Annotated in this window: 25 protein-coding genes; 14 read left to right on the plus strand and 11 right to left on the minus strand. The window is 49.1% G+C overall.

Annotated features, from left to right (window positions below):
• Positions 1-48: 48 nt before the first annotated feature.
• The 6 genes from acsB to DK846_RS09915 all read left to right on the plus strand — a co-directional run bounded on the left by acsB (position 49) and on the right by DK846_RS09915 (position 8,670).
• Complete coding sequence (gene acsB, locus DK846_RS09890; RefSeq protein WP_109968766.1) at positions 49-2,070, plus strand: acetyl-CoA decarbonylase/synthase complex subunit alpha/beta; 2,022 nt, start codon at positions 49-51, stop codon at positions 2,068-2,070.
• Between the two features lie 9 nt (positions 2,071-2,079).
• Complete coding sequence (locus DK846_RS09895; protein ID WP_109968767.1) at positions 2,080-3,009, plus strand: acetyl-CoA decarbonylase/synthase complex subunit delta; 930 nt, start codon at positions 2,080-2,082, stop codon at positions 3,007-3,009.
• Positions 3,009-4,334, plus strand: a complete 1,326-nt coding sequence (acsC, locus tag DK846_RS09900) for an acetyl-CoA decarbonylase/synthase complex subunit gamma (protein WP_109968768.1) — start codon at positions 3,009-3,011, stop codon at positions 4,332-4,334. The genes DK846_RS09895 and acsC overlap by 1 nt, the downstream gene beginning before the upstream one ends.
• Before the next feature lie 3 nt (positions 4,335-4,337).
• The gene (locus DK846_RS09905) at positions 4,338-6,245 is read left to right on the plus strand and encodes an ASKHA domain-containing protein (protein ID WP_109968769.1); all 1,908 of its coding nucleotides are present in this window, start codon (positions 4,338-4,340) and stop codon (positions 6,243-6,245) included.
• On the plus strand, positions 6,245-7,270 hold the full coding sequence (locus tag DK846_RS09910) for a uroporphyrinogen decarboxylase/cobalamine-independent methonine synthase family protein (RefSeq protein ID WP_109968770.1): 1,026 nt from the start codon (positions 6,245-6,247) through the stop codon (positions 7,268-7,270). Before DK846_RS09905 ends, DK846_RS09910 begins: the two co-directional genes overlap by 1 nt.
• A 119-nt stretch (positions 7,271-7,389) precedes the next feature.
• Entirely contained in the window at positions 7,390-8,670 is a 1,281-nt protein-coding gene (locus tag DK846_RS09915; RefSeq protein WP_109968771.1) for a tetratricopeptide repeat protein, read from the plus strand.
• Between the two features lie 24 nt (positions 8,671-8,694).
• Here DK846_RS09915 and DK846_RS09920 read toward each other — a convergent pair whose 3' ends face one another.
• On the minus strand, positions 8,695-10,119 hold the full coding sequence (locus tag DK846_RS09920; RefSeq protein WP_109968772.1) for a DNA-directed DNA polymerase II small subunit: 1,425 nt from the start codon (positions 10,117-10,119) through the stop codon (positions 8,695-8,697).
• Positions 10,120-10,332: 213 nt separating this feature from the next.
• On the opposite strand from DK846_RS09920, the gene DK846_RS09925 reads away from it, so the two are divergent.
• Both DK846_RS09925 and cofH read left to right on the plus strand, forming a co-directional pair.
• Positions 10,333-11,064: a S24/S26 family peptidase gene (locus tag DK846_RS09925; protein ID WP_109968773.1), complete on the plus strand. Its 732-nt coding sequence runs from the start codon at positions 10,333-10,335 to the stop codon at positions 11,062-11,064.
• A gap of 8 nt (positions 11,065-11,072) precedes the next feature.
• A complete protein-coding gene (gene cofH, locus DK846_RS09930; RefSeq protein WP_109968774.1) occupies positions 11,073-12,158 on the plus strand; it encodes a 5-amino-6-(D-ribitylamino)uracil--L-tyrosine 4-hydroxyphenyl transferase CofH in 1,086 nt (361 codons plus the stop codon).
• A gap of 2 nt (positions 12,159-12,160) precedes the next feature.
• On the opposite strand, the gene DK846_RS09935 is transcribed toward cofH, so the two are convergent.
• A complete protein-coding gene (locus DK846_RS09935) occupies positions 12,161-12,529 on the minus strand; it encodes a pentapeptide repeat-containing protein (RefSeq protein ID WP_109968775.1) in 369 nt (122 codons plus the stop codon).
• 158 nt (positions 12,530-12,687) lie between these two features.
• On the opposite strand from DK846_RS09935, the gene DK846_RS09940 reads away from it, so the two are divergent.
• On the plus strand, positions 12,688-13,779 hold the full coding sequence (locus DK846_RS09940) for a hypothetical protein (RefSeq protein WP_146201197.1): 1,092 nt from the start codon (positions 12,688-12,690) through the stop codon (positions 13,777-13,779).
• 97 nt (positions 13,780-13,876) lie between these two features.
• Positions 13,877-14,458 carry a DJ-1/PfpI family protein gene (locus tag DK846_RS09945; RefSeq protein ID WP_181391712.1) on the plus strand — a complete coding sequence of 194 codons (582 nt, stop codon included), beginning with the start codon at positions 13,877-13,879 and terminating at the stop codon, positions 14,456-14,458.
• Between the two features lie 17 nt (positions 14,459-14,475).
• On the opposite strand, the gene DK846_RS09950 is transcribed toward DK846_RS09945, so the two are convergent.
• Positions 14,476-15,789 (minus strand): tetratricopeptide repeat protein, encoded by a 1,314-nt coding sequence (locus tag DK846_RS09950; RefSeq protein ID WP_109968778.1) that lies wholly within the window; start codon positions 15,787-15,789, stop codon positions 14,476-14,478.
• Positions 15,790-15,869: 80 nt separating this feature from the next.
• A complete protein-coding gene (locus DK846_RS09955) occupies positions 15,870-16,364 on the minus strand; it encodes a DUF367 family protein (protein WP_109968779.1) in 495 nt (164 codons plus the stop codon).
• Between the two features lie 31 nt (positions 16,365-16,395).
• On the opposite strand from DK846_RS09955, the gene DK846_RS09960 reads away from it, so the two are divergent.
• On the plus strand, positions 16,396-17,232 hold the full coding sequence (locus DK846_RS09960) for a nucleoside 2-deoxyribosyltransferase (protein ID WP_109968780.1): 837 nt from the start codon (positions 16,396-16,398) through the stop codon (positions 17,230-17,232).
• Here the strand turns inward: DK846_RS09960 and DK846_RS09965 are convergent, their stop codons facing one another.
• The 4 genes from DK846_RS09965 to DK846_RS09980 all read right to left on the minus strand — a co-directional run bounded on the left by DK846_RS09965 (position 17,233) and on the right by DK846_RS09980 (position 20,052).
• Positions 17,233-17,760: a metal-dependent hydrolase gene (locus tag DK846_RS09965; RefSeq protein WP_109968781.1), complete on the minus strand. Its 528-nt coding sequence runs from the start codon at positions 17,758-17,760 to the stop codon at positions 17,233-17,235.
• Positions 17,754-18,191 (minus strand): adenylyltransferase/cytidyltransferase family protein, encoded by a 438-nt coding sequence (locus DK846_RS09970; RefSeq protein WP_109968839.1) that lies wholly within the window; start codon positions 18,189-18,191, stop codon positions 17,754-17,756. Before DK846_RS09970 ends, DK846_RS09965 begins: the two co-directional genes overlap by 7 nt.
• A gap of 1 nt (position 18,192) precedes the next feature.
• Positions 18,193-18,570 carry a Mov34/MPN/PAD-1 family protein gene (locus tag DK846_RS09975; RefSeq protein ID WP_109968782.1) on the minus strand — a complete coding sequence of 126 codons (378 nt, stop codon included), beginning with the start codon at positions 18,568-18,570 and terminating at the stop codon, positions 18,193-18,195.
• A 69-nt stretch (positions 18,571-18,639) separates the two neighbouring features.
• The gene (locus DK846_RS09980; protein ID WP_109968783.1) at positions 18,640-20,052 is read right to left on the minus strand and encodes a dihydropteroate synthase-like protein; all 1,413 of its coding nucleotides are present in this window, start codon (positions 20,050-20,052) and stop codon (positions 18,640-18,642) included.
• Positions 20,053-20,096: 44 nt separating this feature from the next.
• On the opposite strand from DK846_RS09980, the gene DK846_RS09985 reads away from it, so the two are divergent.
• Both DK846_RS09985 and truA read left to right on the plus strand, forming a co-directional pair.
• A complete protein-coding gene (locus DK846_RS09985) occupies positions 20,097-20,762 on the plus strand; it encodes a CehA/McbA family metallohydrolase (protein ID WP_109968784.1) in 666 nt (221 codons plus the stop codon).
• Positions 20,729-21,553, plus strand: coding sequence for a tRNA pseudouridine(38-40) synthase TruA (gene truA / locus DK846_RS09990; protein ID WP_109968840.1), 825 nt, complete (start codon positions 20,729-20,731; stop codon positions 21,551-21,553). The genes DK846_RS09985 and truA overlap by 34 nt, the downstream gene beginning before the upstream one ends.
• Positions 21,554-21,588: 35 nt before the next feature.
• On the opposite strand, the gene DK846_RS09995 is transcribed toward truA, so the two are convergent.
• Positions 21,589-22,155 (minus strand): chemotaxis protein CheW, encoded by a 567-nt coding sequence (locus tag DK846_RS09995; RefSeq protein WP_109968785.1) that lies wholly within the window; start codon positions 22,153-22,155, stop codon positions 21,589-21,591.
• 230 nt (positions 22,156-22,385) lie between these two features.
• Here DK846_RS09995 and recQ point away from each other — a divergent pair, with 230 nt between their 5' ends.
• Entirely contained in the window at positions 22,386-24,224 is a 1,839-nt protein-coding gene (gene recQ, locus DK846_RS10000; RefSeq protein WP_109968786.1) for a DNA helicase RecQ, read from the plus strand.
• Here recQ and DK846_RS18040 read toward each other — a convergent pair.
• A complete protein-coding gene (locus DK846_RS18040) occupies positions 24,206-24,580 on the minus strand; it encodes a hypothetical protein (RefSeq protein WP_245926516.1) in 375 nt (124 codons plus the stop codon). The two genes, recQ and DK846_RS18040, sit on opposite strands and share 19 nt — an antisense overlap.
• Positions 24,561-25,103, minus strand: coding sequence for a hypothetical protein (locus DK846_RS10010; protein ID WP_109968788.1), 543 nt, complete (start codon positions 25,101-25,103; stop codon positions 24,561-24,563). The genes DK846_RS18040 and DK846_RS10010 overlap by 20 nt, the downstream gene beginning before the upstream one ends.
• Positions 25,104-25,131: the final 28 nt, after the last annotated feature.

Genomic DNA, 25,131 nt, shown 5'->3' on the forward strand with positions numbered 1-25,131 from the left:
AATACCAACCTACTAATTGTCCTGCAACAATCTATGGTGTGAGAAGACATGGTTCAGATTGATACATCAGTTTCATCAGGAATCAAGAAGATTGCAGAGCAGGTTGCAGATATTTCTTCATTCCATGGGTATCAGGATACCGCATACTATCTCCCGATCTCCTATGCAATCTCTGGTTCTGGGATTGATTCAAATCAGGTAGCACAACAGGTATTTGAAGCAACTCACCAGAGTCCCCTTGTTGGTGCTGAAATCCTGCTTGCATGTCGGGGGGCAGTTGACGGCCCCCCGTATACTGGTTTTATCGAGGATTCAGTGATTAGAAAGCTTGGATACACTCTTGTAGACGGGAGCATTCTCGGGCTTGCCCTGATTGTCGGAAACCCATTAAAAGCTGACTATGCTGCTGCAATATGCAGGGAACTGCAGGAAAAACTTATGCTCACGTTCCTTGCCGGTGGAGTGGTAGAATCCCTGACATCAGCAGGAGTGAAGGTCGGGCTCGATCTTCGGCTTGTTCCTCTTGGGAAAGACTCCCTTGGTGCCGTCTATTTTGCAGACATTCTTGCCAGGGTTGCAATGATGTTCGGGGGCGTTGCAGCGGGTGATGCCCACCGTCTTGTTGCATATGCAACAGAGCGGGCCAAAGCGTTTGCTATTGCTTTTCCCGGGATGACAAACGAGGAGATGGCGTTCATTGACGGTCTGCGGGTGCTTGGGATTCCAATCATTCATGCGGGTGGATATGAAGGAAAGGACTGGACTCAGGCTGACCCTACAGAGATCGTAAAAACAGGCATGGAACTGAGAGGAATTCGTGTCCAGGTCACCTCAATACCGATTCCAATGGCCTGTTCTCCTGCCTTTGAAGGGAAGGCAATCAGGAAAGAGGAGATGTACGCAGAGTTTGGAGGTACCCGCTCACCGGCATTTGAACTCCTCAGGGTAAGAGATGCCCATGAAGTTACAGACGGGAAGGTCACAGTCATCGGCCCGGAGATAGATGCAATCCAAAAGAAGTCTGCAGCCCCGCTCGGCATCATCGTTGAAGTAGCCGGTAAGGCGATGAAGAAAGAGTTTGAACCTGTTCTTGAACGCCGGATTCACAATTTCATCAATTACGGGGAGGGTTCGTGGCACTCGGCTCAGCGAGATCAGATCTGGGTCAGGGTCTCGGAGGATGCCGTGGCACAGGGTCTGAAGATTGCAGATCTTGGGAAACTATTAGCCGCAAAGTTCAGGATGGATTTTCCTACCCTTCTCGATGCTGTACAGGTTACCATTCTCACAGACCGCGATCAGGTTCTTGCTGCCCAGAAAGAAGCAGAGTTCATCTATTCAGAACGGGATGAACGAATAGCCGGGATGAAAGATGAGGATGTCACCCTGTATTACTCCTGCACACTCTGCCAGACCTTTGCTCCGAACCATGTCTGTGTGCTTACACCAGAACGGCCAGCCCTCTGCGGGGCACTCACTTGGCTGGATGGAAAGACAGCCTACGAGATGTCTCCCTCAGGGGCGAACCAGCCTATCGAAAAAGGTACTTTGATCAACGAAGAGGCAGGAGAGTACGAAGGAGTGAACCGGTTTGTCAGGCAGGCATCCCACGGGGAGGTCGAGCGTTGCGTCCTGTACAGCATCATGGACGCCCCTATGACCTGCTGTGGTTGTTTTGAAGCAGTGGCCATGATTCTGCCTGAGACAAACGGGATCATGATCGTGAGCAGGGAGTACAAAGGTGAGACCCCCTCTGGTATGACCTTTTCAACCCTTGCCGGGACAATAGGTGGGGGGGCACAAACACCCGGATTTATCGGGATATCGAAAGGATATATCTTGTCTGATCGGTTTATCCAGGCAGAAGGCGGTCTTGCCAGGATCGTCTGGATGCCCTTGGTTGTTAAGGAAGAACTTGAGAAGAAACTTCGGGAAAAGATAGATTCAGCAGGACTCTCCGGTCTCTATGAAAAGATCGCTGACGAAACCATTGCAACTGATATAGAGGGACTGCTTTCTTTCCTAACCTCGGTTGATCATCCCGCATTATCGATGGCCCCGCTGCTGTAGGTGCAAATAATGATGATATCATACACACCCGGTTGGACTGCATCGATCCGCGAGGTAGTAATCGGTGCAACCGCTGCAGAAGGGGGAACACGCCGCATCTCCTATCGGATTGGTGGTGAGTCTGATCTCCCCTGTATCGGTCAGGGAAAAAAACCCCTCATTGCCTTTGAGATCTGTGATGATCCTGCCCTCTGGCCAGATGTTGTCAGGAGTGCCTGCACAAAACTGATTGACAATCCTCCTGCCTGGGCTTCATACGTGGACACTACCCTTCAGGCAGACCTTATAAGGCTCAATCTCACCTCAACACGGAGAAGAAATTTTGACGCATACGACTCTGTGGGAAAAACGGTCACTGCGATTCTTGCTGCAACGAGTCTTCCCCTGATCATCGAAGGGAGTGCAGATGCAGAGATTGACTCAGAAGTATTCCAGCGGTGTGGTGAAGCAGGGGAAAAAGAGAGGCTTGTGCTTGGAACTGCAGAGGCTGCCAGGTATCGGAGTGTTGCAGCAGCAGCAATAGCATATGGTCATTCGGTCATCGCCCAGTCACCGATAGATGTGAATCTTGCAAAACAACTCAACATCCTGCTCAGGGAGGCCGGTGTTCCTGATGATCGGGTCATCATCGATCCCTACACCGGGGCACTTGGATACGGGTTCGAGTATACCTATTCAACCATGGAACGGATCAGGTTTGCAGCCCTGAAGGGAGATGCAGATCTTGCTATGCCAATGATCTGTGCTCCGTCAGATACTCTGACCATCAAAGAGATCAGGGGAGCTGTACATAACCATGAAACAGCGGTCTCATGGGAGGTGGCAACCTCAGTTGCTGCTGCCCTTGCCGGAGCAACAATCCTGGTTGTCAGGCATCCGGGCTCTCTTACCCAGCTCAGAAAAGCGATAGATTCGCTTTGGAATCCGGAGGTGTTTTGATGGCACTCAAGGCCCTTGACATCTACAAACTACTCCCCAAAAAGAATTGTAAAGAGTGCGGGGATCCGACATGCCTCACCTTTGCAATGAAACTGGCTCAGGGAAAAGCCGAACCTGATCTCTGTCCCTACCTTGACGAAGAGGCGAAGAACATCCTTGGTGCCTCGACCCGGCCACCGATCCAGAAAGTGACGGTTGGCATGGGAACCCTCTCGTTCACAGTCGGTGATGAGTTTGTATTCTACCGGCACGAAAAGACGTTCTATCATCAGCCTGGAATATTGTATGCCGTATCTGACACCGAATCAGACGACCGGATAAGGGAGGTTATCTCCCAGGTCAGGGGATGTAAGGTAACGAGGATTGGCATTGACCTTCTGCTGAACGGGATTGCAATATCGGCTGATTCCGGTTCATCTGAGCGGTTTGTCGCGGCTATTTCAACGGTGGTGTCCGGAAACCCTGATCTCCCCCTGGTTTTGATGGCTTCTGAACCTGCGATCATGGAAGCAGGTCTTGCAGTCTGCGGCAATTACCTTCCGCTCATCAGGGGGGCAGGAGATAAGAACATCGAAGAGTTCTGTTCATTAGCAAAGAAGTATGGGGCTCCGCTTGTGGTCTCCGGGAGCGACCTGCAGAGGTTAGCAGCTAATGTAACCCGGTGTACCGGGCTTGGTGTCACCCAGATGATGTTGGATCTCTCTGGAACTGAAGGAGAGTTTGTCAGGACCTCAACTCTTGTTCGCCAGACAGCCCTAGCTAGATCTGTCCCGGGTCTTGGCTACCCGGTGTTTCTTGACGCACGGACAACCGGTTTCTCCGGCCTTATTACCGGGATTGTGAAGTTTGCCTCTGTAATTGTTGTTAACCCACTCTCCCGGACCGAGATGCAGGCTGCTCTTGTGATGCGACAGAACATCTACACAGATCCGCAGAAACCTATCCAGATGACACCCGGGCTCTACCGGGTTGGAACACCGGGACGTGATGATCCGGTTTTCCTTACTGTCAACTTCTCTCTTACCTACTTCACTCTGCAGGGATATCTTGAATCAACCCGTCGTTCCTGCTGGCTCCTGATCGTAGACACAGAGGGAATGTCGGTTCTGACCGCGGTTGCAGCCGGGAAACTGAGTGAGTCGGTTGTCAAGGATGCGATTGAAAAGTTTGCGGTTGCAGACGAAGTGAACAACAAGACCATCATCATCCCTGGGTATGCATCCCCGCTATCTGGAAGGATAGAGGAGTATACCGGGTGGAAAGTCATCGTCGGTCCCCGTGATGCGGCAGAGATAGCATCGTTCATCGAGGAGGAGCTGAAGTAACCGATGCCTATCGTTACCTTTCTTCCAGGGTTCAGGAAAGTAGAAGTATCTACATCCGACTCTCTCATGACTGCGGCCCAGAAAGCCGGCCTTGCCATCAATGCAGTCTGTGGCGGTGTAGGAAAGTGTGGAAAGTGCGTAATGTTCCACAAGTCAGGTAGAATCAGATTTGACACTGAACGGTTTAGGGAGTTCTTCAGCCAGGAAGAGAGAGATGCCGGGGCTATCCTCTCGTGCGAAGCATATCCGGAGGATGACTGTCAGATCATGGTCCCTGAACGGACACTGATCCAGAGTCAGCAGATTCTCATGAATGTGATGGGTCAGGAGACTGTGCTCAACCCGTCAATCAGGAAATATTACGTGCAGGTCCAACCTCCGACCCTTGCCACACCAACCTCTGATCTCTACCGGCTTTTAGATGCAATATCCGGTTTAGATGGTCCAACAAGTAAACAGGTCTATGTGCCGCTGGAGATTCTCCGGGTAATTCCCTCAATGCTCAGGGACAGCGGATGGAAGGTCACTGCAACGATCGCCAGGCTCCCTGCAGGATATAGGATGATCGAGATCGAGAAGGGTGATACTTCCAGCCAGTTGTATGGGGCTGCTGTGGATCTCGGAACCACCACTGTGGTTGCGTTTCTTCGCGATCTTAATACCGGCCAGGTGATCGGTGTTGGCTCTGCCTATAACAAGCAGATCTCCTGTGGTGAGGACATCCTCTCGCGGGTAAACTACAGTAAGAGGAAAGGACTTGGACGGCTCCAGGAACTGGCGGTTGACTCAATAAACGCTGCAATAACCCTGGCAGCGAACAATGCCGGAGTCGACAGAGACGACATCTGCGAGGTTGTGATTGCGGGAAACACCATCATGACCCACATGCTCCTTGCGATCGATCCCTCATACATGATCGAGGAGCCATATGTTCCGGTGGTCAGACGTTCACTTACTGCTTCAGCCGGACGGGTCGGTCTTTCGATAAAACCTGAAGGCAGTGTTTTCATCTTCCCTGCTGTCAGCGACTTCATCGGCGGGGATATTGTAGCTGATATTGTGGCATCAGGGATGGCAGAGAGTCCTGATATCTCCCTGCTGATAGATATCGGCACTAACTTTGAGGTTGTACTTGGCAACAACGAGTGGATGTTTGCCTGTGCAGGAGCAGCAGGCCCGGCACTTGAGGGTGGAGAGGTTCTCTTTGGGATGAGGGCAAATCCCGGAGCTATAGAGAAGGTATCGATTGATCCTGCAACCCTTGATCTGAGGTGCGAGACTATCAACGGAAAGAAACCAGTGGGCATCTGCGGTTCAGGACTTATTGATGTGTTGGCAGAACTCCTGCGGTCCTGTGTAATTGACAGGACCGGGAGGATCAACACCACCATCAGCCATCCCCGCATACGTCAGGGTGAATACTTCCCTGAATTTGTGCTTGCCTGGAAGGACGAAACCGGTATCGGGAAAGATATCGTGGTGACAGAGAATGACATCAAGAACCTGATTATGAGCAAAGCCTCAACGCTTGCTGCATGTATTATCCTGATGAACCAGGCTGGAATAACCCGGGAGGATATCAAGAACCTTTACTTTGCAGGTGGGTTTGGGAACTACATCAACAAGGATAATGCGATTACTGTCGGGCTGATTCCCGAAGTGCCGGTAGATCGAATCATCAACCTTGGAAATGGGGCAGCAGAAGGGGCCAATATCGCTTTGATCAACAGGAAGATGCGAAAATTTGTTGACGACATCGCATACCGGATAGGGTATGTCGAGCTCAATGCAGAACCGACTTTCATGGATGAATACACAAAGGGGACATTTCTGCCCCACACCGATCTCACGCTCTTCCCCATGGTTGAGAAGAGCCTTGAGCTCTGTCGTCTCCGTGTAGAGGCTAAATAATGGCAGATTTTTTGAAGTCTCCATGCAGCATCGCATCAGGAGTCGGTTCCCTTCCTCATACAGATCCTGTCCAGGCTGTTGATGATATTCTCAGGCTCTGTCCCTCAATGCCATACGCCCCGACCCTTCCGAACATCTCCCCGTTTGAAGCAATCATCTGGCACGACTCAGAGTTTTTGCCAGGCAGGGTCGTTCAAGGAAACAAGCTCTATGTGGATCGATCCCTGGATTTCTCGCTTGAGATGGAGCGGGTGTACCTTGATTTCATGGAGCAGAATGTTGATCGGTACGCTGCATCACCCGGGTACGCAGCTGGTTACTTTGAGATGGCTAACCGTGATCTCTCACAGGTCTGGTGTGTCAAATGTCAGATTACGGGTCCGGTTACATTCGGGCTTACCATCTCTGATCAGGATCGCCGTCCGCTTGCATATGATGGCCAGTACTTTGACATGCTCACCAAGATGCTGGCTCTGCGGGCACGGTGGTATGAGGTGCTGATGCAAAAGACCGGTGCCCGGCAGACACTGGTGGTTATTGACGAACCGTACCTCGCTGCCCTTGGATCGTCAGTAATGCAGCTCACCCCGGAGATGATTGCATCAGTCTTTGAGGATATCGGCTCTCTCATCGAAGGCGGCATCGGTGTTCACTGTTGTTCAAACACTGACTGGGGGCTCCTCATGTCCTTTAAACCGGCAGTCATCTCGCTTGATGCATACGGTACTGCCAGGGAATTCCTTCTCTACCGTAACCAGATCAGATCGTATCTTGAATCTGGAGGAATCATTGCCTGGGGAATTGTTCCTGCTGAACTCGATAAGTTCAACCTGGAGACGACTGAATCTCTCTGGCAACGGTACCTCTCGATCAGAAACGAGCTTGAACCCGTGGTTGGGAAAGCACTCTTTGATATACAGGCTGTTATCACCCCGAGCTGCGGTCTACGTCTTGCTGATGTACCGGGTGCTATCAGGATCATGGAAACCGTTGCTGAGATCTCAAAGCGTGCACGGAGTCTATAACGCATCCGGTATTACACCTTATTCTCAGGTCAGATATCCATTATCAGAGTTGCCTCTTTACGTCCGGTTCTAAGGGCCGGAAATCCTTTCTCATCCGCACCCTGAGATCTTCTCAGGTTATGATAAGTCGTCCCCTCTTCACTGCAGTACTTCTGTTCATCTTAATCACTCCGTTTCTGGTTCAGGCGGTAGTTGATCCTCTCTCCCAGGCAGATGATGCCTATAATAATGGGGAGTACGAGCGTGCGATCCGGTGGTATGACGAAGCCCTCTCTACCAATCCAAACGATCAGGATGCTGTGATGGGGAGACTCAGATCTCTTGCAGCTCTCTCCAGGTGGGACGAAGTTATGAACGGGATTAACCGGTTCAATCTTACCTCATTAGATACAGGGGAGGTCTCTATTCTTCGGGCTGAAGCAGCGGTTAAAACTGGGAATCCAAAAGAGGCCCTGAATATCCTGAACAATACAACAGATCTGAATCGAACCGAAGAGGTGCGAATACGATCAACCGCACTTATCGCCCTGGATCAAAGTGAAGAAGCAGCCTCACTTATCAGAAATATGGAAGCCAATGGGCCTCTTGATCCCCGTCTTTCTCTCCTCATGGGAACCATCCTGATCAAGAAAGGGAATGTGAGTGCATCTCTTCCTTACCTTGAAGAATCGTATCTGGCCCTTCCACATGATCCTGATCCTTCGATCTATCTTGCAGATGCAGTAACATCCCTGGGAATGTACGAAGAGGCCCTGGATTTTGCTAATTCTGCAGCGTTTCTCAACCAGAGTGATCCAGGTACCTGGGTGACTATTGCGTACCTGAACAGCCGGCTTGGCAGATATGATGAAGCAATCGAAGCACTTGAACATCCGCTTGCAGTAAAGCCTGATGATCCGCAGCTTCTCAATGCAAAAGCGTATGCTCTTTATCTGAGTGGGCATGGAAGTGAAGGTCGCATTCTCGCTGAGGAGGTCCTCAGACAGCATCCTGGAAATCCGGGAGCCATGGATACACTAGGGTGTATCCTGCTTTCTGAAGGAAATGTAAAAGAGGCAACTGATTACTTTGAGCAGGCAGCTGAATACTTCCCTAAAGATCCAGAGGTACTCTCCCATCTTGCAGAAGCATACCATCTACAGGGACTGGATATCAAAGCTGAAGATCTCTATCAGCGTTCTATCAGGATCGATGGGTCCTCCGGACGAGCATGGAAGGGATACAGCGAGGTTCTCATGTCGCTGGAGCGGTACCCGGAAGCAGCCTCTGCTATCGCCGAAGCTTTTACATATTATCCAAAAAACAAAGAACTCATCGCCTGGGAAGAAAAGGCTGACAAAGTTCTTGTTGACTGGTATCTCAAAGAAGAGGCAGCAAACACCACCTCAAGCCATGAATGAAATCTTTGCATAAAAGGGCCTGAATTAGTTGGCTATCATCGGGTCAGGCATCCCTTCACTAAAGTCGTAGATCTCGGGTTTGAGAGTCTGTAGGTTTAGGATGACCGCTTGTGCTGGTGTAGGCTGGATATTCATCTGCTTCTGAAATGCGGTCTGACTTTGCCAGGTTCCTGCATTTATTGCGAGCACTCCCCGGTACCGGGTGATCCCGGTGATGTGGACATGACCACAGTGGACCACTTCTGGGATTGGATCAATGATGAGCCGATCTACGGTATCTGCTGCTATTGGTGTTCTTTTTCCATAGCACGGAGCAAGGTGACGCCGCTTGAGCATCTCAGGGATAACATCATGAGCTTTCTCATAACTAGCACCAGGTATCACACCGATAAGGTCATCAAAAGACCTCCCATGGTACATGAGAATCCTGACCCCTTGAAGATTGACAAGAGCGGGATTCTCGACCCAGATGCAATTCGGTGGAAATGATCCAATGAATTTTTCGGGAATTACAGGTTGTGGCTCAGCTCCCCGTACAACATCGTGGTTTCCTGGTGCAAGCACTATCTTGAGATGTGACGGGAGCTGAGAGAGCATCTTTCCAAGTGCTTCATATTGCCCATAGATATTTGGAATGGTTAGTTCTTTGTCCTGTCCCGGGTAGATACCGATCCCGTCAACCAGGTCTCCGGCTACCAGAAGGTACGAGATATCACTCTCTTTCAGCCAGTCTGAAAACCGGTACCAGGCATCCTCAAGAAATGTATCAGATCCGACATGAATATCAGATATCAGTGCAGCATACCCGGGTTTGTCACTCATGTATGGTGAGTAGGTGAATGGGATATCAGGTCTGAAGAGTTGATCCGCAAACATGAGAGAACCCTCTGGTGAGAGAGTACCTCTGACCCCTATCACCTCGTCAGGCACGATCTTCTCTGCTTCTTCAAAGTCATCCCGGTCCTTGTTGAAGAGAATACTAATAAATCCGGTAGGGTCCTCTATCTCTATCAGACGGTGTCCCTTTCCCGTACTCCGGGCCTCTACCACCATCCCGGTGATAGCAAACTCTTCAGATTTATACCGAGAATTCCGTTTCAGTGCCTCAATTGGTATCGGGCTGCATCTCCCCCTGACCATCCCAGAGAGTCTGGTATATCTGTCATGAAAGTATGCGACATAATCCTCCACTCTTCCAGCCGGTTTGCAGGTGCCCTTTCTTCCTGCTATCACCTCAAGGGATGGATCTCCCAGAAACCTCATCCCATCCCTTGCCGGTTTAGTCCCTGGGAGGTGACGGCCTGAAACTACCAGACAATCACGCGGGAGTGAAGAGATGATTCTTTCGATGAGACTGTCATCATTCTGCTCCCTGATGTACCTGACCACATCGGGGTGAACCTGAAGCCGGCAATCCAGAAACCGCTCTACAATGGCGGATGAGTTAATTGGATTCCCTCCGGGTATGTAGAAGTGAACAAGTCAGCTGGACGGAACCAGGTTTTGAAGACAGACTCACGGTACTATAGATGGGATTTGAAATGGGATCAAGATTTTGAGACTCCACTGTCCTGGTGTTTCAGATGCTGAAAGTTTACATATGAAGTAGTGTCAGGCAGTTCAATATTAATAATTCTCAGATGGAACCTACATACTTACACTATGGCAGCAAAGTCCGAAAAAAAGCCAATAAAAACCTTAATATCAGATTTCTGGAAAAGTGATGAGCAGATCCCGTCTGCAGTCCGTGAAATAGCCTCTGTTCTGGTTACTGTTGGCATCATCGTAGCCATCCTCTTTCTGGGTTGTGGGACATGGCCTGCCATTGTCACCATCGAATCAGAAAGTATGGTCCCTCATATGAATGTCGGCGATCTTGTCCTGGTGGTTGCTGCGGACCGGCTTGGACCCCTTCAGAGCATGGCTGAAGGCAATGAATCAGGGTACCAGAAATACAGCCTCCCCGGTGACGTTATTATTTACCATCCGAATGGGAATACTGAACTTCATCCGATTATTCATCGTGCCCTTTACTGGGTTGAAGCCGGGCCGACAAATATCACATACCGTGAGATGAACAAGGCAACCGGCCAGATAGAGACAAAACAATACATTGCTCCCCATGCTGGATATATCACAAAGGGAGATAATAACCCGGTTATTGATCAGACAGGATTTGGAGATAATTACCGGGGAACCGGTTCTCCCATACAACCGGTAAAGAAGGAGTGGATTGTTGGCAAGGCTGTGTATTCAGTACCGTATGTCGGATATCTGCCTCTGAATATCGGACCGGTCATAGTCATAGTCATAGCACTTATGATCCTTCAGGAACTCTATACCCGGCGCAAAACCTCCGGTCCCCAGAACAAGACACAGACAAAGAAGAAGTAACGAGAATCATGAATCTTCATACACTCCTTTCAGACACGCTTGCTGGTCATCGGCTTACACCTGAAGAAGGTGCGTTTCTTCTGTCAGTGACCGGGAGAGACCTCCACCACCTTTTTGCTGCAGCGGATGAGATGCGGGAGAAGAAGGTAGGAAATACCGTCACATTTGTACGCAACCAGAATGTACATATAACCAACATCTGTAAGAATCTCTGCGGGTTCTGTGGGTTTGGCAGAAAAAAGAACGATTCTGATGCGTATCTCTTCGGCAAAGATGAGGTTCAGGCACAGGTTCGCGAAGCCAAAGCACGGGGTGTCACTGAAATATGTTTCCTTTCTGGAGTTCACCCCGATTTCAGACTCAAAAATTATCTCTCATTTCTGGAATGGGCACATGAGGTCTTTCCTGATGTTCATATTCATGCATACTCTCCTGATGAGGTTGACTGGATTGCAAGGAAAGATAACCTTACACCTGCTGAAGTCATCACATCCCTCAAAGACGGCGGGCTTGGAAGTCTGCAGGGTACTGCAGCTGAAGTCCTTGTCGATGAGGTCAGGGATGTCATCTGTCCGGCAAAAGTGAGAACAGCGAGGTGGGAAGAGATCATCAGGGAGGCTCATAAACTTGGACTCAGCAGTTCCGCAACGATTATGTATGGATCAACTGAAACTCCAGATGAAAGGGCTGCACATCTTGACTTGATCCGGGGCATTCAGGATGACACTGGTGGTTTCTCTGAAATGGTTCTCCTCTCTTACATTCATAGCAGAACTCCTCTTCATCAAAAGGGGACTATCCGTTTTGGTCCCACAGGAAGAGATGACTTGGTAACAACTGCGGTCTGCCGGTTATACCTGGATAACATCAATCACATTCAGGTATCATGGCCAAAGATTGGAATAAAAATGAGTCAGTTGGGTTTGCTTGCCGGAGCAGATGATCTATCAGGCACTATGTACATCGATGATGTTACCGGCGATGCCGGTGCAGATCTATCTGATATCTTTGAACCTGAAGAAATGGCACACATCTGTGCGGATATCGGGCGGGAACTCAAAGAAAGGTCGACACTCTATAAGATCCTAAAATAACCTTACCCTCTTTTTACCTGTCTGACATCAGCCCCTGTCAGGTTAGCCCCTCGGAAGTCAGCGCGGGTTGTCTTGATATTAGTGAGCCGTGCTCCGGTGAGATTTGCATTAATTAGAACAGCTTCGCTCAGGTCCGTGTTGCTTAAATTTGCCTTTACCAGGCTTGCTCCAGCAAAATTTGCTTTTCGAAGAATCGAGAATTCAAAATCAGCCTCATCAAGTCGTGCACCGTTCAGGTTGATCCCTTCAAGGTTCAGACCATTCAGATGGGCCCCCCGGAGATCAGGTCTTTTGCGAGGATTGAGTTCTTTCCATTTATTCCACACATCCACCCCTTCCTTGATAGCCTTCACCTGTTCTTCGTCAGCCATCTACACCAACCAGTTAAGATTATTTGACATTTCCGGGGTATAGCAGTTTTGTCAAGTATGGTGAAAATTGTCAGTTTCAGCAGTAATGATGAGTATATTAGGATCTTCTATCAGGTGGACCAAAAGTTTATCAGCTGGCTGTCCTGATCCTCTGAGTAATGACACGGCTTTTATTCTCGATTATGCTGATGCTTGGTATACTGCTGGTAGGCCTTCCAGCAGTTGTATTGGCTGCTGATCTAGTTCTTGAACCGATGCCAGATACTCTTCAGGTAGCTCCTGAAGGTACGGTATCACAGGATGACCAGTTCTTCTCTACTGCTGTACCGATTATAAAATCAATGTCAAATGGCACAGTTCCTCTCGGAAGTCAGCAGATGAAAGTGAATAGTGCGTATTCATCTATGAAGGGAATGAAGATCAGTCCTGAAAGGTATGATGAGGCTAGAGCAACACTTGCGTATTTGTATTACTCGGTGAAAACAGGAGAAGCGTATGAGAATTATCATGATACGAAAAATTCTGTTGCTTCTACCACAACAGGCGTTGAATTTTACGATCTTGCCCAGATCTATTATCAGACTGCTTCAATATGGTGGAATCGTATTGCAGCCTCATATCCAAAGGTAACCCTCTATAAACTTCCAGCCGTGAGTGATACCTTCCCTGATGATGATATTGGAATGGGATCTGTCCTTGAAGGATTGAAATATCCGGTGCTCATGGAACACAGAAAACCGGATCCATCAAAGCCATATCAGACAGACGAAATTAACACCACGATATCCAGGTGGATTGAGGACAATATTGAGAGTATACCCCTGAACAAGTCTGAACGCAATGACGAGTCAAAAGGGTATTACTTCATCATGGGAGATGATGTTTCAAGAGCCAAGTCTACCTATGTCTCACTTACTTCCAAAAATGTTCCCGCTGAATTTTTAGAAACAGCAAATTATATTGATGCATTTCTTTACTATATCTCCCAGGCCAGGGAATATTACAACAACTACCTGACTGAGAGGACGAATATTGTATCAGCCACAGATGGCAGGGTTCCCTATGACAAATCAAAGAGTTATTATGAAGAGGCTCAGGTTGCCCTAAACATGTTCAGGGATAAGGTGGCAGGTGTAAACAGTACGACCACAATTCCTGAATTCCCTATGTTTGATGAGGTCCCTCTCGGTCCTCAACTTGATTCAGAAGGGACGCTTCATGATTACTGGGGAGGAACATACTGGACATAGGCGACCAGATACCCAACGTTTCTTTTATACAACCGATCAGATATCCAGTCACCAGTATTGCTATACCATTCGGAATACAACTCTTTACTACCTTTTTATGAAGATCCTGATCGCTGTTCCTCCTACCGGCTATCATGACAAGGAATTATCCCTGGTCATTGCGGTGTTTGATCATAACAAAGCAGAATATGAGTTCGCATCAAACCAGGCAGGATACGCGAAGGGTACCCTTGGTGGAAGGGTCTATGTCCCGTTGAGTTTTGAGGATGTGATTCTCCATAAGGAATCAGAATATGACGCCATGGCGATACTTGGAGGTCATGGGGGTCAAGCCCACTTCTGGAATAGTAAGGATCTGCTCGAACTCGTCAAGATTTTCAGATTACACCGCAAAGTGCTAGGTGCCATCAGTACATCCCCGGTGGTGCTTGCCAGGGCAGGCATCCTGAAAAAGCGGCCTGCAACTGTTATCAATGGTCCTCCCATCAGGGAGATGATGAAGGCTGATGTTAAATTTGAGGATAAACCTGTGGTATTTCTGGACCGGATAGTCACTGCCAGAAATCCCGATGACGGCAAAAGGTTTGCTGAACTCATCATCGAATACATTCTCGGTAACCCTGAGTTCAACGGGCCTCAGGTGGTCCCGGCCCCGAACAAGCTCGGGTTTGACATCTGATCTCTGTTTGTTTCTGGTTATGGTGTAGCCGCGAGTTTTCCTGCCCGCTCAAAACACCGTTCAGCATCCCGGTCCTGCCCGTTCTTCTGAAGTGCCTTCCCTTTAGCGTACCATGCCACCGAAGAATCCGGTTTCTTATCGATGATCTGATCAAAGTACTGGATTGCACTTTTATACTCCCCGACATCGATGAGCAGGTTTCCTAGTTTGTACATCGCATCGGTATGCGAAGGGTCACTCCTGATCGCTTCGAGGTAGCACCTGACCGCTTCTTCAAGGTTGTCTCCCCGTTCAAGGAGTTGTGCCATCTCATAGTAGGCATGTGAATTGTTTTGATCTATCTCAACCACCCGCAGGAAACAGGTGGTAGCATTCCGGTATGCACCAAGTTTCCTGTATGCAACCCCTTTTGAGAACCAGGCATTGATGTGCCTTGGAATTATTTTGAGTGTCTGGTCAAGATACTGAATGGCTTCCTGATATTTACCCTCCTTGTATAACGCCTGGTTTCCCATCACAAAGTATACATCTGCGATATTTTTACGATATTTTGTACTGCCAGGGTCTCGTTCCATCGCGGTCTCGTATGCCTCAATGGCTTCATCATATCTATGGAGAATTTTGTACGCGTTTCCGGTAAGAAGCCATGCAGGGGCAAAATCGGGTCGTTCCTTTATACATCGTTTGAAATATGATATTGCATGTTGATAGGCCCCTATCTTCATGAGTGAGCGACCCATCCCGTAGAGAATATCCGGGTCCTGGGGTCTGACCTTTATTGCATGATCATAAGCCTCAATTGACTCGTGATATTTTCTCAGGTCATAGAGGTACCTCCCTTTCAGATCCCAGGGATACGAATAAGATGGATCGATTTTTTTAGCCTTATCAAAAAAATCAACAGCCTCGTCCCTCTTTCCAAGAGTCCAGAGTGCCATTCCCTTCTCATGATATGCAGCAGGGTATTCAGGATGTAACACCAGTGCCCTGTTACACAATTCGATCGCTTCGAGGCATTTCAGGGCGTCCTGTGTCTTTTTTGCGAGACCCCTGAGTGCTTTTGCCCTGTTGGTGATTGCCTCAACGTACTCGGGTTCTATCTCAAGTGCCCGGGTGAAACATTCATCAGCCCTGTCGTAGCGTTCAAGTCCTAAAAATGCCTTACCCATCCCGTTCCAGCATTTTGAATTTCCTCTATCTAATTCAAGACCACGGTTGAAGGTTTGGATGGCTGCCTCAAACTTCTCTTTGGCAAGTTGGTTCTCTCCTTTCTGGCAATAACCATCTGCCGGGGTGGCATCAGATCCTCCCAGCCAGTCTCTGATTCCCATAATATTGAATGTGGCGATCCTGCACTTTTACATTATTCTACTGGGATAAAAACCTATATCTGGCAAAACTGGTGACCAGATCAGAAAAATTCTCCCTGAATTTTTATCACATCAGTACTGTCAATCGCCTGTGCATAGGCGTCCAGTGGTTCCTGGTTCAACTCTATGAATCTGATCCCCCAGGATACTTTTCCAAGGATCTCCCGTGCCTGTTCCTCCTCACCGAGTATGCAGAGGCCAGCTGCCATCGCTTCAATTGAAGTCAGTTTAAAGGGTTTGCCAAAGTTCACCGGGTTTGCAGCGAGGAGAAACGGAAGAGCCCGCCTGAACCTCCAGTTACGTACGATGCTGGTATCAAGCACTGCCCATGAACAATCAAGAGCGGTAATGGTCCGTGTTCGTTCTTTGTCTGCAGGAGATAATGCCTGTTCTGCTGTGGGATCGAGAATGAGACTGCTGCGGGGGACGTGGGTTAAACGAGAGAATATTTTGACCATTCCTGCCCGCTCCAGTTTCTTCATCGTGCATTTCTTCGGATCACAAGTGTTGTCCCGGTATGCAAGGAGCGGTATCATCTATCATGACTGCACGTGATATGAGATAATAATGTACCTTCTCTTCTGTCCCTGTATCAGGGAACCAGGTCTGCGGGCATCAGGAATTACCACTGAACGCGATATCCTGGCATTTGATCAAGTTCTCTCCCGGTGCAGGTCTTATGGAATTGATATGCGATTCCTTCCCTGTCCCGAGACCCTGTACCTGGGAGCCGACAGGAGCCCTGCTACATTCTCTGAGAGGCTAGATACACCCGATTTCAGGCATCTTCTTGATCAGATGGAACGGGAGATCAGGTCCACGATTGCAGATCTCGGAGTCCCCTACGCCATTGTCGGAGTTGATTCGTCACCCACCTGTGGGGTGAATAAAAACTGGAGATCTCCAACTGGCCGTGAAACAGGGAGGGGTGTTTTCCTGGATCGGTTTCCAGATATCCCTGCGTACGATGTCTATGCTGTAGCTATGAGCAGGATTTACCTGGCTGGCCCACTCTTCTCTGAAGCTGAGCGCACCTGGAATATCAGACTTGCACAATATCTTCGGTCGTATGCATATGATGTGTATCTTCCTCAGGAGATCGGGGATTCATCGGCATCACGGGGAATGGATGCACATCTGGAGATTTTTTCCCGGAATCTTTCGGCCCTTGAAAACACGGATATTGTTGTTGCAGTGATTGATGGTGCTGACGCCGACTCTGGAACATCTTGGGAGATGGGATATGCCTATGCAAAAGGAGTTCCTGTCATTGCAGTCAGGACCGATTTCAGAATGGTCGGTGCCATTGAGCATGTGAATCTCATGCTTGAGCAATCAGCTGTGGTAACTCATAACCTGGAAGAGCTCCGTGAGGCTCTTCCCTGCCCTTTACCGGTTTCCTGATCATCTCCCGGTAAGAAGAAGCAGGAGAGCTGATGCCCCTGAAAGAATGCCCGCCCTTTCCCTGATGAGATTATTTTCGGTTCTGCTAATCAGAAGAAACAGTAATCCGAGTGCAAAGAGGTACTCCGACGGGGTTGTCAGTTCACGCATAAGGCCCCAACCGAAGTAGTTCTCCATCTGGTAAACAGGGAACGGCCCGAGCAGGGGATAAAACCAGTTCACCGGTATCTTCCACATCTCATCCAGGATCTGATGAGTCATGATACCAATCCCAAGGGCAACTGTAATGTACTTGTTTCTGAAGAGAGCAGTTGTGATCAAAAGGATTATTGTGAGTCCCATCAGGGAATGGGCGATAAGTCTCCCATCTCCTATTGATGGAAAAATGATGTATCCAAGTGGTTTGTCAATAAGGTCAGGGAGAACAGATCCCAGTACACAAGCCGGGAGAATGTACCTTGATTTAAACCGATTTTGAAGGAGCAGTCCAGATGCTGCTCCGAAAAAGAGGTGGCAGGCTATTAACATGAGCAGTTATCAGACACTGCACGTCGTCTGATCTCCTCTGCAATTCTGCGTGAACTGGTAAAAGGGGTTCCTGCGTACTCGCTGATTCTGATGATCTCGGTCTTTAGTCCACGTTCGCTCAGGGAGTCACGAAGACGACTCTCCTGAAAGTGCTGATTGAACCCAAGTGTGATGATATCGGGTTTTATCTCTTCAATGGGCCTGAACATATCATGCTGATCGCCAAGTACTGCTTTAAAAACTCCTTTCAGGGCCCCAACCATAATCACCCTCTGTTCTTCAGGAATAATCGGCCTGGGTTTATGTTTCACGTTTTCATCCCTGGCGACGATGACCCAGAGTTCAGTTCCCAGATGCGCAGACTCACTGAGGTACCAGAGATGCCCGGGGTGGAGGATGTCGAAGGTTCCGGTTGCGACTACTCTACGGATTTTACTCATCCGGTATTACCTCGAGCTCAATACTTGTCCCGTCAGCGTGGAAACACCTCCAGTCATCCTGACCATAGGGGTGTCCGACGATGATGTGGCAGGACCCGGTCCGTGAGAAGAATGCAAGATCTGCTTCTGACGGCCGTATTGCTCCGCTTGGATGACTGTGTGCGCTTCCGATATATCCGACGTTGAGTGGGATCATCTCAAACAGAACCGAAGCACTCGCTGATCCCCCAATGGTTCCGGGAATAATATCCACGTTCCGGATCACGCCCTCTTCTGTTGACAGAAGCGCTGCAAACTCCCGGGGGTGTGATTCCTGTCCCATGATAAGCAACAGGGAAAGGGTATCTGCTGAGATTCCTCTGATATTCATGAATTATCCATATACCTGAAGGAGAAGATGTTGGACTTCATCATTCATTGATTGTTCCCCGGCTGCAGATCAGAATGGGCCATCCTGTTCAAAGCTTCGCCCGAATTTTATCGCAAGTTCTGCCTTGAAGAGTTCACGACCCAGGTATCCGGCATGATCGAGGAGTGATATTGCGTCCTGCTTTAAAAGGGTGTAGAGTACATCCTGCCATCGTTTTCCTCTGACTGCTGATCCGTTCCTGACAGCGATGATCCATCCGTCCTCGATCCCGATTCTGAAATTTCCGCGCGGATCATATTGAATCTCATCAGGCATCTGTTCAGCATCGACAATACTGGAGTATTCCAGGGGAGGTTCTCTTCTTTTACGTTTCTCTTTGATGCAGAAGAGATCAATGCCGAGATCCTTGGGATATGGACGTTCACCGGTGAGGAGCATCATCTCGGTTGCCCTCCTCATCTCTTTGATGGAATCCTGTGTTTTATCGCTGTGTTCACTACAGAATATGATGGCAGCATGGAGTTCGTGTGCCATCGCTGCAAGTAGGGCATTGATCCCGATTGAATCGGCATCAATCAATTCAATTACGTTGCCAGCCCCAAAAAAGAGAGGACAGCCATGATCTGAAAAGCCGGCAAGGGACCTGGTAAGTCCCGATCCTGCGGGTTGCAAAAGGGGATCGGCGATAAGCCGGGTCAATCCCAATTTTTTTGCCTGCTCTATTGTCTCTCCAAGGGCTCGTTCCAGGGGAACAATAACCGCTGCTGCCCTGGCCTCTATGATATCGGGTCCCACTTCATTGATATTCCCATCATGGAGTGAGAGAATCAGATCAGCTCGTGGCAGTGCAGCCCTGATGAGCTCAGGGTTTTGGGTATCAACAGCCAGAGGTCCAGGCAGATCAGAAATTCTTTCAAACACCCTCCTCACGTCATCAGGTGTTGCATCAAACCCGAATCCAAGATCAACGATGTCAGCTCCGTCCTCAAAAAACCGGATTACCTTCTTCCTGATATCCGGATGGCGATGAGCATCCATGATCTCGGCCAGGACCTTTATCCGGGATCCTTTTCCGATCTTGACTCCCCGGATTGAGAAATCTCCAGTGGCCTCGGTTTCAAGTAATTTAACCTTGTCTGCAGCCTCTTTCTGTCGTAATGATGTGAGCAAATCATCGGCAGGAATCTCACGGGACAGCTCTATTGTATCTATGACTCTGAGTATCAATGAGAGATCTGCTGCATGACGTGGTCCACGATAAATTGGCACTCCCGTTTCTTTTTCGACCTGTTGAAAAGAGGCTGTGCACATACCTGATGTAATCACCATGTCATATGATCCATCAACAAGCAGGGTCCTCAGGTGATGAGGAGTGAGAAATGATGCGAGTTCACCGGTAACTACCACCGTAGCATCGTATCCTGTGGCTGCTTTCCTGACAACCTCTTCGGTGATCCTGCCGGTTGGGAGGAGTATCCGCATCATCCTTTCTTAATTACTGCAGGAGATAACCTATAGTAGTAGTGATGTTAACTGCTGATCTTCATGTCCATACATCCTGTTCCGGAGACGGTGAGAGCCGGGTTGAAGAGGTACTTGCAGCAGCACGCGCAGCAGGTCTCGATGCCATTGCTCTGACTGATCATGACACCATAGAAGGCTGCAGGATTGCAGCCTCAATAACCAGTGATGTCCTGGTAATTCCTGGTGTAGAAGTAACAACTAGGCAGGGTCACCTGCTTGCACTCGGAGTCAGTGGAGAGGTTCCTAAAGGTCTTGATGTCCTTGAAACAATCGCCCTGGTTCATAAAATGGGTGGGGTTGCAATCCTTCCGCATCCGTTTCATCGGTACCGGCACGGAGTCGCCCTAAAAAAGAAAGAAGCTCTCGAGGCAGCAGATGCTATTGAGGTCTTCAACAGCCGGTATATCCTCGGTGGAGCAAACAGGAAAGCTGCCCGTTATGCCCGTAGACTTGGAAAACCCATGGTGGCTGGAAGCGATGCACATAACTGCAGGTATATTGGGTACGGCAGGACAATCATCGAGGCAGACCGCAGTATTGCCGGTATCCTTGAGGCCATCAGAAACGGAAATACAAAGCCCGGGGGCAGGCGGACTCCTGTCAGAACCTATACTAAACAGTCACTTCGGAACTCATGGCGGAAACTGAAAGGCAGAATTACCAGGTGAGGGTTGCTTTTCGTATAGGCTATCTTGGGACCTCATTTTTCGGCTCCCAGTTCCAGCCCCGTGACCGGACCGTGGAGGGAGAGATCAGGCAGGCCTGCATCAGGGCTGGCCTGTTTACTGATACCCGGGAAGGCAGGCTTGCATTCTCCGGCCGTACTGATCGCGGGGTTCATGCCCGGTGCCAGGTTATTGCATTCTCGACACCATATCCGGATCGTGCCAGGCGTGCACTTCCTGGTCAGCTTCCCCCTGATATCTGGGTTGATGCCTTCTGTGAGGTCCCTGATTCATATTCCCCACGTCGGGATGTGATCAGCAGGACCTACCGGTTTTACTTCCATGAGATGCCTGAAAATCCCGCTTTGATGAAAGAGGCTGCAAAGTTATTCCTCGGAAAGCACGATTACTCCTGCTTTGCACGTGTTGAACCGGGAAAAGATCCCATACGAAGTATCACCACGATAAACGTACATATTGAGGAAGATTGTTGCTGGATAGAAGTGACAGCCCCGAGTTATCTCTGGCACATGGTCAGGTGCATGGCTGCGGCTCTCACCCGTGTATCATCAGGTCTGCTCACACTTGAAGAACTTGAAGTAATGCTCACCGGCAGATGTAGCAACAAGGTGAAACCTGCTCCTCCCGATGGGCTCATTCTCTGGGAGATAACTGATCAACTCCCATGGCGACCGGTTCCTCCACTAAAACGAACATTCAAACTCCATGCTGATGCTGCAGCAGATCACCAGCTCATGGCCAGGGTCCATCGCATTCTTTCACCGGGGTTATGAGTAATGCATCAAAAATGGATTCAAGAAAAGTTGGGTTAAAGATCCCGCTCTACTTTTGCAATCATCGTCTTGATATCAAGCCAGATGATAAGTTCACTCTTGTCTTTGCCAGCGGTCTTGGTCTTCTTTCTGATAATCCCCAGAATGTCCCGCTCACTGTTTTGTGAAGCATGGGCATCAGTGTCGATGTCTTCGTCAGCATAGGTGGTGACAGCCAGAACATCATCTACAAGGACTCCGATCATCTTCTCAGAGACAGCCTGATCGAGAACAATGATGCGTGATTTCTTCTTGTCTCCTGCCTCCTGAGTGATCTTCATCATATCTTTCAGGTCGATGATGGTTGTTATCACACCTCTGAGATCGATGATTCCCTTGATAAATGAAGGGGTGTTTGGCAGCGGTGTAATCTCGGTGGTGTTGATAACCTCTCTTGTGTCAAAAAGATCGATGGCAAAGAGTTCATTCCCCAATATGAACTCTACAACCCGCATGTTTCCTGTAGTATTTGCTCGGGTTCTTACCTGCTTGGTTCCCTGTGGAATTCCCATGTTCTCCTGTTGAACTTCTTCTGAATCACTATCTACAAGAAATGTGCCCATATTTTCCCTCCATCAGACATACCGGGCTTCATGGTGTCAGGGCTTGCTGATACCCTTCTCCCGTCTCTTAACTAACCTTATCAGGGTGTTGAATCATGAATCTTTCGTTTATTTATTTCAGCGATACCGGTGAATGACACGAAAATGATCCTTGTGATTCCAGAATCAGAAGTTTACATGCCCTGGTCAGGCGTGCAGTTATCCGGCATGGAAACGAATAATGATGAAAGATGACCGCCCCATCGCCCGAAATGGTTCTGAAACGCTGGTTTGGATACCCTTCATTCAGACCACAGCAGGGCGAGATCATCAGAGAGGTGATCAACGGACGTGACGTGCTTGCGGTTATTGCTACAGGCGGAGGAAAATCTGTCTGTTACCAGATACCTGCTCTTATAAGGGAAGGTCTCTGTGTCGTCGTCTCGCCGCTGATTGCACTGATGAAGGATCAGGTTGATGGCCTGAAAGAGCTTGGCATCCCTGCGGCTTTCATGAACAGCACCCAGGACTCCAGGCAGAAGCGTGAGGTTGAGGATGCAATCAGGGCAGGGACTCTCCGGATTTTGTATGTTTCTCCTGAGCGGCTGATCCTACCATCTTTTCTGAAATTTCTCGCTGAAGTTCATCCAAGCCTTGTGGCCGTTGATGAGGCTCACTGCATTTCGCAGTGGGGGCATGAGTTCAGACCGGAGTACCGGCGGCTCGCAATTATCAAGGAGACGTTCCCAGATGTCCCTGTTATAGCACTCACGGCAACAGCAACCCCCTCGGTAAGGACAGACATCATCAATGAATTGAAACTATCCAATCCTGCAGTCTTTATCGGGAGTTTTAACCGGGCAAATATTTCGTACCTTATTGAAAAGAAAGAGTCTCCTGATGTTCGGGTGGTTTCATTTCTCAGGAAACATGCCGGGGAGTCAGGGATCATTTACTGTTTTTCCAAGCGACAGGTTGAGGACCTGACCGCCACCCTGCGCAAAAATGGGTTTGCTGCATCTGCATATCATGCAGACATCCCTCCTGCAGAACGCCATGCGGTCCAGGACAGGTTCCTTCGTGATGAGACCCGAATTATCGTAGCCACGATTGCATTTGGGATGGGAATCAACAAACCTGATGTCAGGTTTGTCATCCACTATGATCTCCCCAAGAATCTGGAGCACTATTACCAGGAGACAGGCCGGGCAGGGAGGGACGGGGACCCTGCAGAGTGTCTTCTCCTCTACAGCAGGGCAGATTACCGGAAGATATCATTCCTGATTGATAAGATGGGCGACGGGGTTGAGAAACAGGTTGCGATCAGGAAACTCCATGACATGATCGGATACTGTGAAACACGGGCCTGCCGGCGTGCAGTTATCCTGACGTACTTTGGTGAGGGATACAATGAGCCGAATTGCGGGGGTTGTGATAACTGTGCTTCAGGCAGAAAAACCATGGACGGCAAGCAGGTTCTAAAGACTATCACAGCCTGTGTGGATGAATTGGAGGGTGGATTTGGGATTTCTTACCTCGGTGATATTCTGTCAGGTACAGCAGATGAGAAAGTAATAGGCAACGGGCATGACAAGATCTCCTGCTTTGGCATCGGTAAACCCCACCGCAAAAGGCAATGGCTCTTCTGGATACGTGAATTGATCTACTGCGGATATCTCACATCATTTGGCACAAAATACCCTGTTGTCAGGGCAAATGACCGAACCCGGGATGCCCTGTCTGGAAAAATCCCGGTGATGATCGGAGAGCCTGATTTCCAGGCAGTGCTTGCACCCGGAGCAGTTGCAGAAGAGACTCCGGTTTACAGTGCAAACCTGTTTGAGATCCTTCGAGATATCAGGAAAAATATCGCCGATGAAGAGGATGTCCCACCATTTCAGATCTTTCCAAATAGGACTCTCAAAGAGATGGCGACCCGCCTCCCCAGGACGAGGGAGGAATTGCTTACCGTGTATGGGGTTGGAGAACACAAGGTTTCACGGTATGGAAAACAGTTTCTTGAGGCTATCTGTGCGTATGCGGATCATCGCCAGACCATTGTGATGAAGGCTCACAAGGCCAGATTATGACTCGTCCATGTAACGGTTGTGGGAAATGCTGTATGAATATGCGGCAGTACATCCGTATCGGGAATCAGTCTTCTGACGGGAGATTTTCCTGTGAATGTACTCTTACCAAAGAAAAATTCCAGGCCAGGGTTTCCAGTAAGGATACTGCCCGGATGTTTGATCGAAACTTTCAGTTCAGGTACCCGAAGGCATGTCCGTTCCTTGTGCTGGGTGAAGGTGATACTTTTTCCTGCCTGATCTATAACGACCGGCCAGGTCACTGCAGGTCTTTTCTCTGTTCCCACTGTAAAGAAGAGGAAGAAGAAAACAAATAGACCGGTTCCTGGTATAACCTCATCAGGCCGGTTTCGCTTCAATGGTGCCTGGAATGATCCGGTTCATCAGCCATTCCGGAACCTGTCTGTTTGTTCTGAGTACTATTTTGAACGTATCTCTGTCTTTCTGGACACCTGTCCATGTTACATTTACCTGATATCCTGTGTCAAAGACAGGAGTTCCAAAGATCCGTAATGAGAAGATCCTCGGGCTGATCTGCCTGGTCTCATTCATCTCCATCTCCTCCCGGTGATTGCCGATCTTAAGTGCTATTCTGTCACCGGTCTGCATGGCGAGGATATCAAGACTACCTACATGCACCCGTTCACTGTCAGGCAGTGATGCCTGGTACGTCGTTGTATAGGGAAATGGTGTATCTTGAGTTGCCTGCTGATCAGGAATAATTTGCATGGTCAGGACTGCTGCTCCAGCAATTCCTGCAACCACGATGATCAGAACCAGAACCCGAATCAGAGTTCTGTGGTTACTCTTTCTCATCTCCAGGTCTTTCCATTTTGTTGGCCCTCCAAAGCTTGGTTCCTCAGGGTCTGGTCTGTTTGTCATGCAGTTCCCTATCCGGTATTAGGATATC

Source organism: Methanospirillum lacunae, assembly GCF_003173355.1.
GTDB lineage: Archaea > Halobacteriota > Methanomicrobia > Methanomicrobiales > Methanospirillaceae > Methanospirillum > Methanospirillum lacunae.